General features: G+C 44.0%; 17 protein-coding genes, 2 tRNA genes and 1 pseudogene. 12 read left to right on the forward strand and 8 right to left on the reverse strand.

The features are described 5' to 3' along the window. Positions 1-293 precede the first annotated feature (293 nt). The 5 genes from MHM94_RS03955 (at position 294) to MHM94_RS03975 (ending at position 5,842) form a co-directional block, all read left to right on the forward strand. Positions 294-944 carry a hypothetical protein gene (locus MHM94_RS03955; protein ID WP_235419084.1) on the forward strand — a complete coding sequence of 217 codons (651 nt, stop codon included), beginning with the start codon at positions 294-296 and terminating at the stop codon, positions 942-944. Positions 945-1,058: 114 nt separating this feature from the next. Next, on the forward strand, positions 1,059-1,379 hold the full coding sequence (locus MHM94_RS03960; protein WP_235419083.1) for a hypothetical protein: 321 nt from the start codon (positions 1,059-1,061) through the stop codon (positions 1,377-1,379). A gap of 169 nt (positions 1,380-1,548) precedes the next feature. Beyond that, entirely contained in the window at positions 1,549-2,493 is a 945-nt protein-coding gene (locus tag MHM94_RS03965; RefSeq protein WP_235419082.1) for a DUF1837 domain-containing protein, read from the forward strand. Positions 2,494-2,501: 8 nt separating this feature from the next. After that, positions 2,502-5,129, forward strand: a complete 2,628-nt coding sequence (locus tag MHM94_RS03970) for a DEAD/DEAH box helicase (protein WP_235419081.1) — start codon at positions 2,502-2,504, stop codon at positions 5,127-5,129. Between the two features lie 38 nt (positions 5,130-5,167). Then, positions 5,168-5,842: an alpha/beta hydrolase gene (locus MHM94_RS03975; RefSeq protein ID WP_235419080.1), complete on the forward strand. Its 675-nt coding sequence runs from the start codon at positions 5,168-5,170 to the stop codon at positions 5,840-5,842. A gap of 482 nt (positions 5,843-6,324) precedes the next feature. Here the strand turns inward: MHM94_RS03975 and MHM94_RS03980 are convergent. After that, a pseudogene (locus tag MHM94_RS03980) lies at positions 6,325-6,579 on the reverse strand (transposase); the annotation flags it as partial. A 213-nt stretch (positions 6,580-6,792) separates the two neighbouring features. Here MHM94_RS03980 and MHM94_RS03985 point away from each other — a divergent pair. The 4 genes from MHM94_RS03985 to MHM94_RS04000 all read left to right on the forward strand — a co-directional run bounded on the left by MHM94_RS03985 (position 6,793) and on the right by MHM94_RS04000 (position 10,352). Further along, positions 6,793-6,999, forward strand: coding sequence for a hypothetical protein (locus MHM94_RS03985; protein WP_235419079.1), 207 nt, complete (start codon positions 6,793-6,795; stop codon positions 6,997-6,999). 204 nt (positions 7,000-7,203) lie between these two features. Continuing rightward, positions 7,204-7,611, forward strand: coding sequence for a VOC family protein (locus tag MHM94_RS03990; protein WP_235419078.1), 408 nt, complete (start codon positions 7,204-7,206; stop codon positions 7,609-7,611). 171 nt (positions 7,612-7,782) lie between these two features. Next, complete coding sequence (locus tag MHM94_RS03995) at positions 7,783-9,810, forward strand: methyl-accepting chemotaxis protein (RefSeq protein WP_151172853.1); 2,028 nt, start codon at positions 7,783-7,785, stop codon at positions 9,808-9,810. Between the two features lie 50 nt (positions 9,811-9,860). Next, the gene (locus tag MHM94_RS04000) at positions 9,861-10,352 is read left to right on the forward strand and encodes an arsinothricin resistance N-acetyltransferase ArsN1 family B (RefSeq protein ID WP_235419077.1); all 492 of its coding nucleotides are present in this window, start codon (positions 9,861-9,863) and stop codon (positions 10,350-10,352) included. A 91-nt stretch (positions 10,353-10,443) separates the two neighbouring features. Here the strand turns inward: MHM94_RS04000 and MHM94_RS04005 are convergent. The 4 genes from MHM94_RS04005 to MHM94_RS04020 all read right to left on the reverse strand — a co-directional run bounded on the left by MHM94_RS04005 (position 10,444) and on the right by MHM94_RS04020 (position 13,091). Further along, a tRNA-Val gene (locus tag MHM94_RS04005) sits at positions 10,444-10,520 on the reverse strand. 29 nt (positions 10,521-10,549) lie between these two features. Further along, a tRNA-Val gene (locus tag MHM94_RS04010) sits at positions 10,550-10,626 on the reverse strand. Positions 10,627-10,741: 115 nt separating this feature from the next. After that, complete coding sequence (locus MHM94_RS04015) at positions 10,742-11,764, reverse strand: DUF3080 family protein (protein WP_235419076.1); 1,023 nt, start codon at positions 11,762-11,764, stop codon at positions 10,742-10,744. Next, complete coding sequence (locus tag MHM94_RS04020) at positions 11,739-13,091, reverse strand: MATE family efflux transporter (protein WP_235419075.1); 1,353 nt, start codon at positions 13,089-13,091, stop codon at positions 11,739-11,741. Before MHM94_RS04020 ends, MHM94_RS04015 begins: the two co-directional genes overlap by 26 nt. Positions 13,092-13,161: 70 nt before the next feature. Between MHM94_RS04020 and MHM94_RS04025 the strand changes: the two genes are divergently transcribed. Beyond that, complete coding sequence (locus tag MHM94_RS04025; protein WP_022943992.1) at positions 13,162-13,791, forward strand: riboflavin synthase; 630 nt, start codon at positions 13,162-13,164, stop codon at positions 13,789-13,791. Positions 13,792-13,802: 11 nt separating this feature from the next. Here MHM94_RS04025 and MHM94_RS04030 read toward each other — a convergent pair whose 3' ends face one another. Beyond that, positions 13,803-14,006: a CPXCG motif-containing cysteine-rich protein gene (locus MHM94_RS04030; protein ID WP_022943991.1), complete on the reverse strand. Its 204-nt coding sequence runs from the start codon at positions 14,004-14,006 to the stop codon at positions 13,803-13,805. A 100-nt stretch (positions 14,007-14,106) separates the two neighbouring features. Next, a complete protein-coding gene (locus MHM94_RS04035) occupies positions 14,107-14,985 on the reverse strand; it encodes a fructosamine kinase family protein (protein WP_138508373.1) in 879 nt (292 codons plus the stop codon). 126 nt (positions 14,986-15,111) lie between these two features. On the opposite strand from MHM94_RS04035, the gene MHM94_RS04040 reads away from it, so the two are divergent. Next, positions 15,112-15,792 (forward strand): hypothetical protein, encoded by a 681-nt coding sequence (locus MHM94_RS04040; RefSeq protein ID WP_045978707.1) that lies wholly within the window; start codon positions 15,112-15,114, stop codon positions 15,790-15,792. A gap of 52 nt (positions 15,793-15,844) precedes the next feature. On the opposite strand, the gene MHM94_RS04045 is transcribed toward MHM94_RS04040, so the two are convergent. Further along, the gene (locus tag MHM94_RS04045; protein WP_022943988.1) at positions 15,845-16,204 is read right to left on the reverse strand and encodes a DUF3718 domain-containing protein; all 360 of its coding nucleotides are present in this window, start codon (positions 16,202-16,204) and stop codon (positions 15,845-15,847) included. Positions 16,205-16,645: 441 nt separating this feature from the next. Between MHM94_RS04045 and MHM94_RS04050 the strand changes: the two genes are divergently transcribed. Next, complete coding sequence (locus MHM94_RS04050) at positions 16,646-18,031, forward strand: amidohydrolase (RefSeq protein WP_151172850.1); 1,386 nt, start codon at positions 16,646-16,648, stop codon at positions 18,029-18,031. The last annotated feature ends 7 nt before the right edge of the window (positions 18,032-18,038 follow it).

Raw genomic sequence — 18,038 nt, forward strand, 5'->3', positions numbered from 1 at the left:
CAAAAACAAGGCACGTTATGTAAAGTAATATCAGGCACGAATAAGTCAATGTTGACTGTAACCTATTGAAATTATTTCATTGTTTGTTTTCATGACGACCCAAATCCGGCACGATTATCTCATTGCGCGTTTTCAACCACACAACTGCGTATCGACATGGCGACATTCAGCTGCTAACTTAATGACTTTATTAACAATAAATGAACATTAGCGTGATTCAGTAGCCAAAGGTTATTTGGTTTAACCCGAAATGCACGCTAATAAGCTGTTAGATTTCACTGGAACCGAATCGCATGAATCATGAGGACAGAATCAAGCAGATCGTAGAAATTGCATATGATCGCCTAAGCGGAAAAATCACGGGGCAGCGCATTGAAGTATCTAACGAGGCGTCATTACAGTTGCAGCTTGCGTCAATATTAAAAACGCTCGGTGAGTTATACGAGGAGACGCCAGACGAAAGATTTAATATTGAACTTGAGAAAAATGTGACGCTGGCTGGCGGAACATTTGAGAAGAGTAAAACAGAGAAAGCCAAGATAGATATTTGGTTCTCTTTGGAGAACGTCAAAACCGGAGAGAAACACTCCTGTGCGATCGAGCTAAAGTTCTTCAAGAAATTGAATCACCGTGAGCCCAACAATCGATACGATGTATTCAAGGACCTCCATAATCTCGAGTGCTATGATGGTTTTGTGGATGTGGGTTTCCTATTGGTGGCCACGGACCACCCTCACTACATCAATCAGGATGAATTTTCGAACGACACTAAAGACTTCGATTTCCGTGAGGGTCGAAGTTATAAAGCCGGCACGGAGCTGGTTTATAGGACTCAAAAGCCATATGGGCCGCCCATAAAATTGAAAGGTAGTTATGATTTTAAATGGCGAACCGTTGAGGCCGGTTTAAGCTTTTTGTTTATTCCGGTAGAGCCGTGCGAGTGAAATCTAACAAGCGCATGTTGTCGGATTGGTTTTCCGATGCGCTCCAAACCAGCCGCAAATGCGGGCGTTAGCTGTAAGGTAACTTCGGATAAGTAGTATATTTAAGGAGGATTTGTGAGTAAGTATCTATACGTAGTGAAAATTGATGGTGGTAAGAACCATCCCCAGCATGATGTATTTTATAAAAATGTTGATAATTTAAATGCTAAAACCTCCGATTATGGAGGAATAAAAAATATGTGTGTTATTAGTCACACACAAACTGCAGAAACTCTTCATTTGATGTGCAGTGACGGTATTGATGACGAAAGTACAATTAGCGTTGAAGAAATAACGAGAACAACATTGAATGACTCTAATTGCTATCATTCGCTTTATGAAGACCTTATTGAACGCTATTTTCTTCCTCACGGGAGTTATCCAAATATCCAGTAAACAGCTAACAAAGCGTTTAAGACGGATTCACAACGCTTGGCATTTCTGGTTTGAATCAGCTTTAGTGTTTACGGCACAATGGTTTAGGTTGAGTGGTAGCGTTGTTCACCACTTAACGCGGCGTTATATCACTTCATCAACTATTCAGTATCACATGGATATTTCTTAAATGGATGATTTAAAAAATATAGAATGGAAAAAACTAAAAAGTAGTGACCATGACTGGGTTAATGAGCACCTTAAAGCACATCCTATTATAGAGAAAGATAAAACAGTAACTCGGCTGTATTCAATTGACTTCTCAGGTACTCAACAAGACTTAACTGCTGTAGTAGATTCAATCGCTGATTCTATTGAACATTACGTCTACGATTCAAAACAAAGAGCAAGGTTTAACAAAAAAGGAGTAAATGCTTTCAGAAAGGCTGTTTCTTTCTTTGGAGAAACAAACCCTGACATGGATGGTAAATATGGTGAGCTTTTACTTTATATACTCGCTGAAGCAATTTTAAGTACACCACTTATTTCGCACAAAATATCATTACTAACCAACCCAAATGATCAAGTCAAAGGTGGAGATGGGATTTTCTTTGGGGAGTATAGAGACGATATGGCAATTCTTATTGGAGAATCAAAGATCCATCAATCTTTTTCAAATGCATTAGATAGTTCATTAGATTCCCTTGATAGATTCCATCAAAACTATACAAGTAGCACATTAGACCACGAGTTGTTCATTGCAAGATCGAATATTTCAGAGAACTTTGACATTGAACAGCTCGAAAGTTTATTTGAGGCATTCACACCAGGAACAAAGGAGTATAAATCCTGTAACAAAGCTCACCCTGTACTTCTCGTATTCGAAAGCAAAGAAATATCAAAAATTGAGAAAATGGCAAAAAATAAATCAGAGGCTGAAGCCTTATTTATACAGTGGGCACAAAAAAGAATTGACTCAGCATACGATTTAATAAAGGGGAAGCTAGACAATTACTCAGAGCTGGAGAAGGTCTACCTTGATATATTCTTATTGCCTCTTAATAATGTATCAAGTTTCAAACACTCCCTGTACAAGGCAATACACGGCATAGAATATAAGTCAAAGACAGTTTAGGGATAAAAATGAGTAGTTCATATAATGCCGCTATTTCTCATCCAGTTTTTATCGAGGTGTTCGATAATCTTCTCAATAAATTATTTCTAAAGAATAGAGAAATAGATGAGTGTGACATCGACATTCCTTCAACAAAAATAAAGAAAGCTACTTGGTTAGCCTCCATAGGCGCACTCGGTGAGGAAGATAAAGAAAGGAACTTAGCAAGTGCGTTTGGTGCATTACTTCACTTATCAGATCCTGACAATGAAGCATATATAAAAGCTTGCTACATAATGCAATCTAGATCAGGGAATATTGTATCTAGCATGCATTTGCCAAAGTTATTTCATGATAAAAAATACAAAATTGATTTTGGCTCTCTTCTGAACATTGAGTTGGCAGGAAATCGTGCCGAATTAGAACAGAAATTCTCGGATGAAACTGAAGTATATTTCACAAAGTTTCAGGCAAAGCTTTGGGATTCTCTCACTAGTCTAAAAAATGTGGCTATTTCTGCTCCGACATCTGCAGGAAAGTCATTTATTATCAAAAAGTATATTTCAGAGATAGTCGAAAACTCCGAGAAAAGTATTATATATGTCGTACCTACGAAAGCATTAATTAACCAGGTTAGCAATGATATAAAATATCTCTTAGGTGAAAAAGCTCATGTTTTTACTACTTATCGTGAAGTGGAAGATTCAAAACCTTCAATATTCGTACTTACCCCTGAAAGAACATTGAAAATATTCCAAGATAGTGATTTCCAAGTGCCCCGACTAGTATTTCTTGATGAAGCTCACAATATAGAAGATCGCTCTAGAGGTTCAGTATTTGAAAATTCACTTTATAGAATGGTTAATAAATGGCCTGCATGTCAATTTGTAGTAGCGGGTCCATTTATTGAGCAATTATCTAAATCTATCAATAGTATTGCTGACATCGAACTAATTGATCATAAGTCTTTTTCGTCTCCAGTTTTTCAACTAAAAGTTGCATTAACCCTTTCACCAAGAAACAAAAAAGCAAACTACAAAATAGCAAGCCCTACGGGTAATATATTGAAAGGCGAGATAGATTTAAAATCAGCTCTCTATTCAAAAGCAAAAAGAAACAAAGGTGATGCGTTGGCCGCAATTATGGCGCTATTCGACCCTAATGATCATAATATAATTTACTCACCCACTAGGTACTCATCAGAAAAGTGGGCACAGAAAGTTGCTCCTGTAATAGGGTTAAACAATCCTGATATAGTCGAAGGTGCTGATCAAAAAGTTAAAGATTTAATTGAGTTTTTAGCTGATGAGGTTCATCCGAAATACTCACTAATTAGGACATTAAGGTTAGGTGTTGCATACCATCATGCTGGCCTACCAGATATAGCAAGGCAAGAAATAGAGGAGTTATATTCTAAGTCCCTGATTAAAAATATTGTCTGCACTTCAACGCTAGTACAAGGTGTGAATTTACCTGCTGACAGATTACTTGTCATAAATCCTAAGGTTGACTCTGATGAAATGAGTAATTTTGAGTTTTTCAACTTAATAGGAAGAGCTGGGCGTGTAAGCACAAAACTCTATGGAGAAGTGTATTGCATCGATGTAGAAGACGATGAGTGGGGTGAAGATAGGCTAACTACGGAAGTAAAGAAATCCGTTTCTTCTGCGACATTGACATCGATTAATAAGTATAAAGACATTTTACCAAGCACGGTTAGCCTTAGCCGAGAAGAGCTAGCTGAATTTGAGTTCGAAAAGGATTTATATCAGCTAATTTCATATTTGCGTTCTTTGTATCAAGTAGACAAATCTCAACTGGAAAAAATAACCTCAGCATCAGAACTAAGAAACGATCAAGCAAAAGCAATAAAGAACTCGCTATCAGAATTATCAGAGGGCCTATCAATACCAAGTTCCCTCATTGAAAAGAATCCTTTCATCGACCCTATACTTCAAAATAAATTTTATCAATCAGTGTGTACAAATGGGGTCGGAGAGTGGCTGATAGAAAAGGCTCCCTATGAAAAGAATGGCCAAAACACCAAAGAAGCTGATTTCAAGGATAAGAGTTACTATTACCAATTATGGTCTGTAATGGATCGATTAAACACTATCTTTGACATTGAAGGCGAAATTAATGCAAATATAAAAAACTATGATGACTACATAAGCCTAGGTCTATTAGTTAAAGACTGTCACAACTGGATGACAGGAAAACGGCATACGTATTTTGTAAAAGAACAACTTAAAGGCAGTAGTGAAAGTGAAGATAATGTAGATAAAGCCGCTAGATATGTGACTAAACACATAAGCCGAAACATTACTTTTATCGCTGTCAAATACCTGATGATATGGGCTGATATTGTATCAAGCTTCTTAACTGATGATGAGAAAGAAGAAAACTCATATATCTTGAACTTACCTTCAATGCTTGAAATGGGAAGTTATGATCCGGTTGTTCTTGAATTAATGACTCTTGGAATTAATAGATCTATAGCATTAAAAATAAAACCATTAATAAAACGCCAAGACAATAAATCTGTAGAAGAATCCTTAAAAAGTATAGATAGGAATAAACTTCATCCCTTGTTTAACCGGTATCTGAATAGAGCAGGCTACGGAGCTTCACGTAATATAACAAGAGCGTCCAGGTGACGCCTTCGGCGCACCTGACGCAAGCGTTACAATATAAAATGAAAATTATTCTGCTTCCTGGGCTTGACGGTACAGGCTATCTTTTTAAAAACTTAATGAAAGAATTACCTTCGACGTTAAGCGTTGAAGTAATTTCTTATTCTTCAATTTCATCTCTATCGTATTATGGGCAAGCTCAAGAAATCGCAACCCTTCACTCCGATGAAGACGTCTTGATAGTTGGAGAGTCATATTCTGGTCGTGTGGCATATGAACTCTGTCATTTACTTGGAGAGCGAGTCAAAGGCTTAGTATTCTTGGCTAGCTTTGTTTCTAAGCCATCCATTTACTCACGCTTAGCTTCTATAGTTCCAATCTCATTTTTGAGGCCTAATTTTATTACAAGGTTATTGGTCTATATTGTCGGCTTTAATATGTCAGGTGGTATTCAGCTTGTAAGCCCTGTTTTCCATTCGCTCGGGCATACTGATAACAAAAAGTTAAAAGAACGCCTGAGGAATATCGCTCGTTTGGATAAGCCTACCAAGAGAATTACTTGTCCTGTGACTTATATAAGCCCAAGCAAGGACCTTTTGATTGCTAGCCGCTCTGTTCATTATTTGGCATCATTGTGCTCCAACTTTACAGAAATAGAGGTTTTAGGTGGGCATTTTATAGCACAGTCAAATCCTGTAGCATGTGCAAAAGCCATCACAAATGCGGCAAACATGTAATAAGTGCATTAAAAACGAACCAAACACTCCAGTCGTCTCGTGTTTTCGCTTTGGTCCAACTTAACACAAGGCAACTTCCGTATTCGGCTTGTTTCATGTGGGCGTTATGTGTAGCTCGAAGGTGTCAATTTAAATATCAAATCAACGCATTTTAATAGCCAGGTTACTTATAGCGCTGTGCATTCTATCAGGCGGGAGAATAGTTTGTTCTTTGGTAAGTATCTTAAGTGTTATTCTTCTAAGCTATGATCCCCAACAAAAGATTTATATGTGGGATTTTGTCCCGCCTTGGAGTTTGCCTAGTTTAATAGCGGGTTTTGTAATTGGCCTCTCAACTGAGGAGCCAGCGCTCAATCGAACTGCCGCATGGAAAGCTTAAGTTGCAGCTTAAGCCTGGGTCTCACATTACCCTAAACTGGTTTAAAAGAATAAAAATATGGAGTTATTATCCATACAAGAGACTATGGCGTCAATAGTTCTTTTTAAGCTTTTGGCGCTTCCCACATTACCCCATCTCTGAGCATCGAATTTAAGATCACCAGCATTTTCCTGACACACGCAATGATAGCCACTTTTTTCGGTTTCCTGGCTGCAATCAGGCGCTGATATGTGGTTTTAGACACCGGATTACACTGCACCGCAGACATCATTGCTATGTACAGCACACTCCTCACTTGGGGCCTGCCGCCCTGGATGGTTCTGAGGCCCTTATAGCGATCGCTTTCCCGATTCATGGGCAAGAAAGCTCGGTATATCAAAAAGCCCGATAATTTAAGCGCCGGTGTAACACCGCATTGAATAGTGATTGGCACTCTGAGCCATTGTCGGTTCAGGTTTGAATTTGGTGTTTACAGCGCAATGTTTTAATATAGGAACAAAGTTGTTAATCCTTAGCTTGGCGTTACAGGGCCTATTGGTTAGGGTAATCATTATAAATATAAGGGAATTATATGAGCATCGGTGGTGATGTATTGGTTTATGTTCTTCTGTTAACAGCGGTTGCACCTGCCATTTTGGCCATTAGGTTAGCGGCAAAGCAAAATCGTTCGCGGTTAACCAGTGCCGTGGTTACTTTTGTTTTAGGGTTTACTTGGGTTGGCGGCTGGGTATACCTTGCCATTATGAACTTAATGCAACCAAAAGAACCTACGCAGTAGTATTCATACCCCAAGTGCGACGGCTAATCCTAGATGCAGTCCACTTCGCTACCCCCTTAAATTAGGGGGGTGATAAAGCCTAAATTAAGCCGATTGGTTTTTCTCACCTACTTGCGCAGTAAACGAAAATAAAGTGCTTGGCGGTAATAGGCTTGAGGCCTGCAAATAAGGTGCCCAGTATCATCGAATAGAACGGAGGCAGAGATGAAGTCCATTTTAACTTCACTGATGTTTGTTGGCGATCAGGCGGGCAAGTGCGAGGAGGCGATTAAGTTCTATACCTCGTTGTTCTGCGATGCTGAGATCATCGATATGCAGTATTACACCGCCGACGAGCATGAACCCGAGGGGAGTGTGAAAAAGGCAAAGTTTCATATCAATGGCAGAGAATTTATGGCCCTCGACAGCCACCTTAGCCACCCATTTAGTTTTACCCCCTCCATCTCGTTGTACATAGAGTGCCAATCATTGAGCGAAATCGAGAGCATCTTTCGCACCTTAGCCGAGGGCGGCACAGAGCTAATGCCTTTGGATAACTACGCCTTTAGCCATAGGTTTGGTTGGCTCAATGACCGGTATGGTGTGTCGTGGCAGCTTAATTTATCACAGTAGGTGTACAATCCTAGCCTAGGCAAAGGCAGGGGGCTAAACGGTGCGGCGGTAGCACTATTAAGGTTGGTCAAATATTGTGCGGTTATTCACTTTTTGGTCATAGTAACGTAGTCAAGGGCGTAAGGATGTGTTTTTATAGAAGCTTAGCTTAACAAAATAATAATTATTCTTATGTTAAACAACCTCTCCTTACGACAGAAGATTTTATTGCTGATCGGTGGCACCTTGAGCGTTTTAATGGTTGCCGTGGCCGTGTTCTTCATTAACCATATCGCGTCTTTATCTCGAAATAGTGTTGAGCGCGAAGTACAAAATTACTTAGATGCTGAGCGTTTGTCGATGCAGTCGTTTTTTGCGCAATACGGCAAGGTAGTTGAAACCTATGTGACCAGCCCGCATATGGTCGACTTTTTCGATAACTACCGTGAGCGCGGTGTGGCGTTATCCTCTTTACCTGATTATCCACTACTGAACGATAATTTTATCCGTATTAGCGGTCGCGACAGTAATATTTTGTCTGCGTTTTTTGCCTCGGCTCACACCGGTGAATACTTCAAAGAAAATGAGCGTACCTCAGCGTATGGCGATGGTCGCCCTTACTATGCGTATAAGCGCCCATGGTGGCAAGATGCGCTGAATAAAGGTCAACTTTATGTTGGCGCTATCTCTGTCGACATCAACACGGGAGACGCATCCGCTGTGGTGCAGCAGCCGGTTTACAATGACGCCAAAGAACTGGTCGGTGTAGGTGGGGTTGATTTACAAATTAATGCCATTAAAGACATTGTCGAGGACATTACTTTCCAAGGTGAGGGCTTTGGCTTTTTGCTCGACAGTGATTTAAATGTGGTGCATTTATCGCAGCGTACAGGGCATTCATTGTCGATAACAGATACCGGTGAAGGTAAAGATAACTTGAGTGCTCTTGAGCAACAATTCAAGCAAACTCAAGGGTTTGATACGCTTAATAGCGCGATAGCCAACAACGACAGTGGCATTGTTAAGGTGACCCTTAAAGGCCAAGAGTTTTATGCTTTATTCAATAGCCTAAAGCTCGATAAGCCGGTGATCGATTGGCACTTGGGGGTGCTTATTCCGGTGAGCTTAATTGAAGAGCCCGTTAATGATGCGGTGATGTCGGCGTCCATCGCTGTGGTGGTGATTCTAGCCATTATTGTAGCGATGATTTTCTGGGTGACTCATTTAGTTGCCAAGCCTATCACCACCTTAACCCATATTATGCGTGATATTGCCTCCGGTGAGGGCGATTTAACGCGGCGTATTGATATCTCGAGTAACGATGAGGTGGGCCAGCTTGCCCATCACATGAATACCTTTATCGATAAGCTGCGGGCGATGATGCTGAACACTGCTGCGCAGGCAGAGCAATTAAGTGCCGCCGCCAGCCAGTTGCAACAAGTCTCTGGGCAAACCAACAGTGAAATTCAAAAAGAGAAGCAACAAGTCGACAGTGTCAGTGCGGCGGTGACCGAAATGGCCACTACAGTTAATGAAATTTCTCGTAACGCCAATCAAACCAATGATGCCGCTGCATCGGTGCAACAGGTCAGTGAGCAAGGGCGTTCGCAATCAAATCAGTCACAGCAGGTGATGCATGAGCTAGCTGAACACATTGGCGAGGCCGCACAAGTAGTCACTGGCTTGGCGCAGGAAACCAATAATATTGGCGCGGTGATCGATGTGATTAACGGCATTGCCGAACAAACTAATCTGCTGGCGCTCAATGCTGCAATTGAAGCCGCACGAGCTGGCGAGCAAGGTCGCGGTTTCGCCGTGGTGGCAGATGAGGTGCGATCGCTTGCGAGTCGTACACAAGAGTCGACCGACGATATTCGCACTATGATTGATAAACTGCAAAGCATTGCTGATAAGGCCTCAAATATGATGGCGCAGGGCCAAGAGCGGGCTCAGGGCTCGGTCACACAAACCCAAGCCGTGTTGCAATCGCTAGAGCAAATAGGGGAGTCGGTGGCGCATGTGCTTGATCAGAGTCACCAAATAGCGACCAGCACTGAAGAGCAAAGTATTGTTGCTGAGGATATCAACACCAGTTTGAGTGCTATTAACGACCTTGTTAATAATACCGCACACCATGCCGACACCTTGGCGAATGAGGCGAAAGACTTAAACGCTTTAGCGAGCTCTTTAAATGCCACGGTGAATCAGTTTAAGCTGTAAGCCTACTTTTATGGGAGCCTTCGGGCTCCTTTACTTCTCATGAGGTACTTTTGTTACGACACGTCACGCCTGAAGATGCTAAGGCCATCGCCGAGCTGTATAACTATTATATTCGCCACACCACCTTTACTTTTGAAGAGTCGCTTGTTGATACCCAGCTTATGAGTCAGCGGATCGCAAGCATTAAAGCGGTTAACTTACCCTGGCTGGTATATGTACAAGACGGTGAACTCAAAGGGTACGCCTATGCGAGTAAATGGAAGGAGCGCAGCGCCTATCGTTTTGCTGTCGAGACGAGCGTGTATGTGGCGCATCAACATCAGGGCCAAGGAATAGGGCGCCAGCTCTATAGCGCACTGCTCGAGACACTCACCGCGCAGGGGGTGCATACCGCTATCGGTGGCATTACGTTACCTAACCCCCCGAGTATTGCTTTGCATCAGGCGTTAGGCATGCACAAGGTCGCGCATTTTGAAAAAGTGGGGTACAAATTTGAGCAATGGCTGGACGTTGGCTATTGGCAAATTCACCTACAGGCTTAAGCTCTATTCGAGTTACTCTGTATAGGCACTTGAATATACAATATCAGAAATAAATTTTTCTGAATTTATTAATAAAGGCTGGAAAATAAATTGGTACGACCGAGTGGATTCGAACCACCGACCCCTACCATGTCAAGGTAGTGCTCTAACCAACTGAGCTACGGTCGTACAGAATACGAGATGTATTTTTTGAGAATTGGTACGACCGAGTGGATTCGAACCACCGACCCCTACCATGTCAAGGTAGTGCTCTAACCAACTGAGCTACGGTCGTACAATTTTTGTTATCAAGGCAAAACGTTACGGCGTTGACAACGCGGTGTAATATATAGCGAGAAACGAAGCTAATCAAGCAACTTTCAAGGAATTATTGTTTGTTTGCTGTTATTTTACTCACCTGGTGTTAAATCGCAGTGTTTGTAAAACGCTTGCCACCAGGTTACATGGCGGCGGCTCGATGTTTTAAGCTCTGCAAGCAAGCTCGGCTCGCCATGAGTGCCTAGCAACTGTGCCTTGATATGGCTTTCATCTGGCTGAAATTGCAGTATGCGGGTAAAAAGAGGCTGTAATTGCTGTAACCTGCCGGCGAGGTGGCTTTGAAAGCCTTGCAGTTGGCCAATGTAGAACTTGTTAAAGATATTATGCACTATCATGCTATTACGGTTATTTTTATGGGCAGCGCAAATATCTCCGGGTAACTTGATGCGCTCAAGCTCGGCGCTTAGGGCATTGTTTAGGGCAATTTGCTCGCGCGTTGCGCGCAGTAACTTGGCTATATAATCACTGCGGTTTAGCTGCTCGAGCGCCTGCGTCAGTTGCGCGGTATCAATATCTTCAACATCATTCTGGGCAAGATTATCGGCAATATTGGCAAGTTGGGTCAGCGCACTTTGGCTATTTACGCGACCCGCTTGTTCGTCAAAATCGAGCGCGTTGCGCGAAAAGGTAAAGAGGTGTTTAAGCTCTTTTTCTTGGGCCAGCAAGTTATTGAACGCTTGGCTCAGGGTGCGTGTTTTAAATTGTTTTTCCTGCTCAAGAGCAGCGATAAGCGATGGACTTAATGTCTCGCTATCGGGGTGTTGTAGGCAGGCGTCCACTTGTTGTAAAAAGCGCAGGTGATACTTAAAGCGTTCACTGGCCGTGGCGACTTTACCCAGTTGGTTGTTGCGCCCGGCAATGTCAGTGGCAAGCTGACAATGGCCCAGTTGGCCAAGCTCCAAAATGCCCATGCGCACGCCGCTGTCCAGAGGCTCTGCGTTAAACTCGGGCCAGCGTTCAACGGCTAGGGTATGTGCTTCATTAATGGGTAAAAATTTAGCGAGCCGCGCACGATATTCTTCGTGGACCTGCTCGGGCCCCTCGGCGCAGCCAGCGAGCACAACCAAACTAAAAATTAAAAGGAGCCTGAGCAAGTCGCCTCCTGAGAGTCCAAATAAGCAGTACCGCAGCGCAAGATAAGCCGACAATGATCCCTAACCAGAACCCTTGCGGTCCCATCGCTGGCACGATGTAATCAGTACGACCTAGTACGTAGCCTAGAGCAAAGCCGATCAGCCAGTAAGAGATGAAGGTAATGTATGAAATTGGGCTGGTATGCTTGATCCCTCTGAGCATACCGCTGCTAACCACTTGCAGTGCATCCGGTAGTTGATAAAAACAAGCGAGCACCATAATGCTTGCGGCAAGTGCTATTACCTCGGGGTTATCACTGTATATGGCGCTGATATCAAAACGCAGCAGATAAGTGACTAAGGCAACCAATGCCGCGATGGCGATGGACAACACAAAACTTGTACTCATGCAGCGTTTAAGTGCAACAAAGTCCTGCTGTCCGTATAGGTTGCCAAAGCGAATGGCCACTGCCATCGATAAGCTCATTGGCAGCATAAACAACAAGGTAGTGACCGAAGCGGCGACCTGGTGACCGGCGACGGCGATAGCCCCCAGCGAGGCAATAAATAGAGGAATACAAGCAAATAACGTCACCTCGAAAAAGGTCGCTAATGACAGCGGCACGCCGAGTTTAAACATCGCCCAAATAGCTCTGCCGTCAGGCTTGGCAAAATGACGAAACAAACCTGGTCCATCGATGCGTTTACTTATTAAACTATAAATAAACTGAGCACTGCCCATGGCCGCAAAGACGAGGGCCGTAGCGACACCACAGCCAGCACCTCCGAGCGCAGGTGCGCCGAAGTGGCCGTGTATAAATATATAATTGGCGGGAATATTCACCAGCAAACCGATAATTGAAATATAAAATGCAGGCGCGGTGTAGGCCTTCCCCTCAGCCACGTTGCGAAACAGCGAGTAAACAAAGAACCCAGGCAGGCCCCATTGGATATAGTCGATATAATCTTGAGCCAGTACTTTTACGCTGGCTTGAGTATCGAGTTGTGCAATGAGCACCGGCGCCAATTGCGCAATCGCGACGCCGGCTAAACAGAGCAGCACGGCTAAGTAACAGCCTTGCTGAAAATGGTTACGAATTGCCGGCTCGTCATTTGCCCCAAAGCTATGAGCAACTAATGAAGTGAGTGCCAATAAGACGCCTAACAGTGCCAGTACCATGGGGTTCCACAATCCGGTCGCAATTGAAAGAGCGGCTAGGTCAACGGCACTTACTTGGCCAGCCATAATGGTGTCGACGACCGACATTAATACCAACGTAACTTGTGCAAAAAACACCGGTGCGGCCAAACGCAACAAACGCCCAGCCTCCCAAGTACAAAACTTCATAAGAGAGAAAACATCAGATAAGATAAAAGGTAAGTGTATCCTGTGTGTGATATGAAAAAAAGGAATAGCGATGTTTACCGGAATAGTGCAGTGCCAAGCTCATGTCGTTGCTGCAAAGCTCGAAGACGCGGTTCTGCGGTTAGTACTTTCTGTGAATAAAAATTACTTACAACACCTAGACTTAGGGGCCAGCATTGCCATCAATGGTTGTTGTCTTACCGTTGTTAAAGTAGAAAGCCCCGCCGGTGATGTTGTCGGCCAAGTGCATTTCGATGTAATTGATGAAACTTTGGCTCTCACCAACTTAGGCCAGTTGCGACCAGGCCACGCAGTTAATTTTGAGCGGTCAGTCACCTTTGGCACTGAGTTAGGCGGGCATATTGTCTCTGGGCACATTCACACCACCAGTGAAGTACTTGAGCGTATAGACAGTGAAGATAACTGCCGCTTGCATTTATCCTTGGATGAGAAGTGGCGTGACTACGTCTTATATAAAGGGTTTGTGTGCGTTAATGGCGCAAGCCTTACCGTGGGCGAGCTCAGTGAACAGGGCTTTTGGCTGCATCTTATTCCTGAAACCTTAAGCATTACCAATATTGGCGAGGCAGTCACTGGCAGTGTCTTTAATATTGAGGTAGACCAGCAGACTTACACCATAGTCAATACGGTGCAGCGTTACCTACAACAACACAAACCCTAACAATGCGCAGGTTAAAAAATTTGCTCATCGTCGGCGTCGACCCTTAACTGTACTTTGTTTAAGGCGTAGTCGATGTGCATATTAAGGTGAATAGGGTTACAGCACGCTGAGCAATCCTCGTAGTAGTCTTGATCCCCTGAAGATGTATCGACATCAACAAAAATATGATTGCCGCAATGGGGACAGCGAATGCGCTGTAGGCTGTAGTCTTTCATAGCCGCCTCGTATGACAGTCTGATGACATACTTTGAGTATAGTGCGTTTTTGCTACGAATTCCGACTAATTTGACGCAGTGAAAAGGCGCAATTGTGCTATTAATCGCCACCGTTTTGTTGATGAATTATGGTTTCGATACTGTCACGCGCCTGCGTCAAATAATGACCGGCGAAGATGTTGGCATGATTAAGCAGGTGATAGAGGTTGTATATTCCCTCGCGGGAGCGATGATCGTGCGCCAGCGGGTAGTGTGCGTTATAAGCGGTATAAAAGGCGTCTGGGAAAGGGCCAAATAACCGTGTCATAGCAATATCCGCTTCTCTATCACCGTAATAACAGGCTGGATCGTATAGACATGGGACGGAGTTAACAAAGCCGACATTACCGCGCCACAGATCCCCATGTAATAATGACGGTTGCACGTTGTGGCTGTGCAAGCGCGCTTTAACACAATCCACTAACGTATCGATATCACAAAAGTGAAACCCTTTTTCCGCCAGTAACTGCATTTGCCAGCCGATACGTTCTTCACTAAAGAATACATCCCACTTTTTGTGCCATCGATTGGGTTGCGCAGTAACGCCAATGAAATTGTCTTGTTCATTGCCAAACATGGCCTGTTCGTGCTTTTGATGCATCATCGCCAGATATTCACCCATTTTTGCCCAGTTGGGAGGGGTAGGATCACTAAAATCGAGCCACTCTATAATATTAAAAGCAAACTCCAGTGTGGTGTCTGTGGCTAAGCAGTCCGGCACCAAAAACAACGACTCTTGTGTTAATAGCGACAAGCTTTGCGCTTCGCACTCAAGACGCTCCAGCGCACTGAGCGGGGCAACTTTAACAAAAAATGTATGTTGCCCATCGCTGATACGAAATAGCATATCGGCCGAGGAATTACTTAATTGCTGTTTTTGCGTGATTTCGAAAGGAGTAGCTAAGGTATCACTAATTACTTGGGCGACGGCGTTCCACATGGCAAGTTAGCAAATTTAGAGTGCGGTGATATGAGTATGGCAAAGTTGTTGATTGATGCAAAAATTTTCCGCAAAGTCTAATCCCACGTTAAAATAGTGTGCAGCGATTTTAGAAGGAGTGAACGCGTGAATAAAAGCAGTGTAACGTCATTGATTGCCCTCATTGTTACATTAGTCGGGTGGCACCTAGAGCAGCCACTGTTGTTGAGCATGGGGTTATTTGCGTTATCAGGCGCACTAACCAATTGGCTTGCCGTGCATATGCTGTTCGAAAAAGTGCCGTTATTGTACGGCTCAGGTGTGGTGCAGATTAAATTTAATGCGTTTAAACAAGGGATACATGAGCTCATTGAAGAGCAGTTTCTATCTCCTGAGAACCTTAAAAAGGCCTCAGCGCAGATGCCAGCGCCGCAAATGGACGCATTAATTAACCATCTGGATATGTCGCTGGCTTTTGATAAGTTGGTACAGGTGATAGAGCAGTCACAGTTTGGGTCCATGCTCGGTATGTTTGGTGGTCGAGCAGCGCTCGAGCCGATGCGTGAGCCGTTTGCTGATAAAATGCGTGAGGCCATCGCAGAAATGCTACAAGATGAACAAACACGCGAGCAGATTATTGCGCAACTAGGCGGTGGTAGCGATTTGCAGGCGCAGGTTAAGCAACTGGTAAGCCAGCGCTTAGATGAGTTAACCCCAGCCATGGTCAAAGAGATTATTCAAACGATGATCCGCGCTCACTTAGGCTGGTTAGTGGTATGGGGAGGGGTCTTTGGCGGTGCGTTCGGTGCGCTTGCTTATTGGCTGTAAAAAAAGCCCGCATTGGCGGGCTTTACTTCCAGGGATGGAATCAAAGGTGATATTACTTTGAGCCGTACACCATAAAAGAATCGGTGTCGTTTTTGGCTGCTAAATCGCGAATAGAGGTTTCAGTTAGGCGCTCTATATTGAGTACTTTGAGGCTGCGATCGAAGCCATAGAGGCTGGCAAATTGGCGAACAGTTAAATCATTACACGCTAATTTGTTTTCCATGGTGTAGGTATTAACGTAATGTTCTTTCATGGAGCGGCGCAGTTTCAGAGGGCTGTTTTTAGTAATTGCCATACACAACTCGGTACCAGCGCTGTTATCGGCAGCTACAAATTTTGAGCTATCTGCAGAGGCTGTAGTTGAAAGTAGGCCAAGGGCCAAAGCGCTGGTTAATAATGCGGTGCGTTTCATTGTATTCTCCTTAGTACATTCGTCGGGTGCAATGTAAGTATGCGCCACATAATTGTTCATAGCATGAATAAGGTGTCTCCGAATGTAAGCATCTGTGTCAAGTGTGTCGAAGGGCGCAAAGCGCACCATTTTTCAAGGTATTGGCGACCCTATTTGGACACACTTTTTTTTGCTTTTTTTGTTGAAAAGGGTGACGCTTTTTCGAGTTTGACGGCTCATCCTCATCAGTCGCTGGGATTGTGTCACGGCAGATGTAACTGCGGGTGTCAGGATAACCCACCTCAAGGCGTCGGCACTGTTGTTTTTTATTTAATCATTTTTGCCAAGCGTGTACCCATAACCCTCTCTTTTTCATCTCAGTTTACTGTTCATTAACCTTAAATTTTCGCATTTTGCGCAATGATTGGTTAAAGTTACGCAAAAAACGGAGTGATGAAAACAATGCGTAAATACACAGCAAGCCTAAGCGCTGTTGCAGTGGCGCTGGCAGTAGCCGGTTGCCAGCAAAGTGACGGTCCGCAAGGCGAAAAAATATCTATCGAAAAGAACCCCTATCCAAGTACTTATCAGCCTATGCCACGTCAATCGACGTTGATCACCAATGCCACAGTATTAACGGGTGATGGTCAGCGCATCGATGCCGGCGATGTGTACATGGTTGATGGGCAAATTAAGCAGGTAGGCAAAGACCTGGACGTGCAAGCCGATGTCACCATCAACGCACAAGGCAAATGGGTGACACCTGGCATCATTGATGTCCACTCCCACCTCGGTGCTTATCCAAGTCCAGCGGTAGAATCACACCAAGATGGTAATGAAATGACCAGCCCTAACACCGCAGCCGTGTGGGTAGAGCATTCAGTGTGGCCGCAAGACCCTGGATTTAACCGTGCCCGTGAAGGCGGGATCACCACTTTGCAGATTTTGCCAGGCTCAGCGAACTTATTCGGTGGGCGCAGCGTGACGCTAAAAAATGTACCGGCACACACTATGCAGGGAATGAAGTTCCCTGAGGCACCCTATGGCTTAAAAATGGCTTGTGGTGAGAACCCTAAGCGCGTTTATGGCAGTAAAGGTGTGTTGCCATCAACGCGAATGGGCAACATGGCGGGTTACCGTAAGGCGTGGATTGACGCAACTGAGTACAAGCGTGCTTGGGAGAAGTATGAAGCGGACTACGATGCGGGTAAGAACGTAGAAGCGCCTGAGCGTGATATTACGTTAGATACGCTCAGTGCGGTATTGGACGGTGACATCCTCATTCACAATCATTGCTATAAAGCTGAAGAAATGGCGATGATGATTGATTTAGGTAAAGAGTTTGGCTACCACTCAGGCACGTTCCACCATGGTATCGAGGCTTACAAAATCGCTGATTTACTCGCTGAGAATGGCAACTGTGCCGCACTGTGGCCAGATTGGTGGGGATTCAAAATGGAAGCCTATGACATGGTACAAGAGAATGTTGCCATCGTAGATGCGGTTAAAAATTCCTGCGCTATTGTGCATTCAGACTCTGACACCACAATTCAGCGCCTAAACCAAGAAGCGGCGAAAGTCATGTATCGCGCCAATGATAATGGCTTCGACATTGATGAAGCGCATGCTATTAAGTGGATCACCTCAAATGCAGCAAAATCACTGGGCGTAGCAGATAAAACGGGTACCTTAAGCGCAGGCAAGCAAGCCGATGTGGTACTTTGGAATCAAAACCCATTCAGTGTGTATGCCAAAGCAGAGCAGGTGTTTATCGACGGTGCCAAAGTGTATGACCGTAACGATGAAAAATACCAAGCACAAAGTGACTTTATGTTAGGCCAACGCTAAGGAGTTG

Source organism: Pseudoalteromonas sp. CNAT2-18.1 (assembly GCF_022347865.1).
Classification (GTDB): Bacteria; Pseudomonadota; Gammaproteobacteria; order Enterobacterales; family Alteromonadaceae; genus Pseudoalteromonas; species Pseudoalteromonas ruthenica.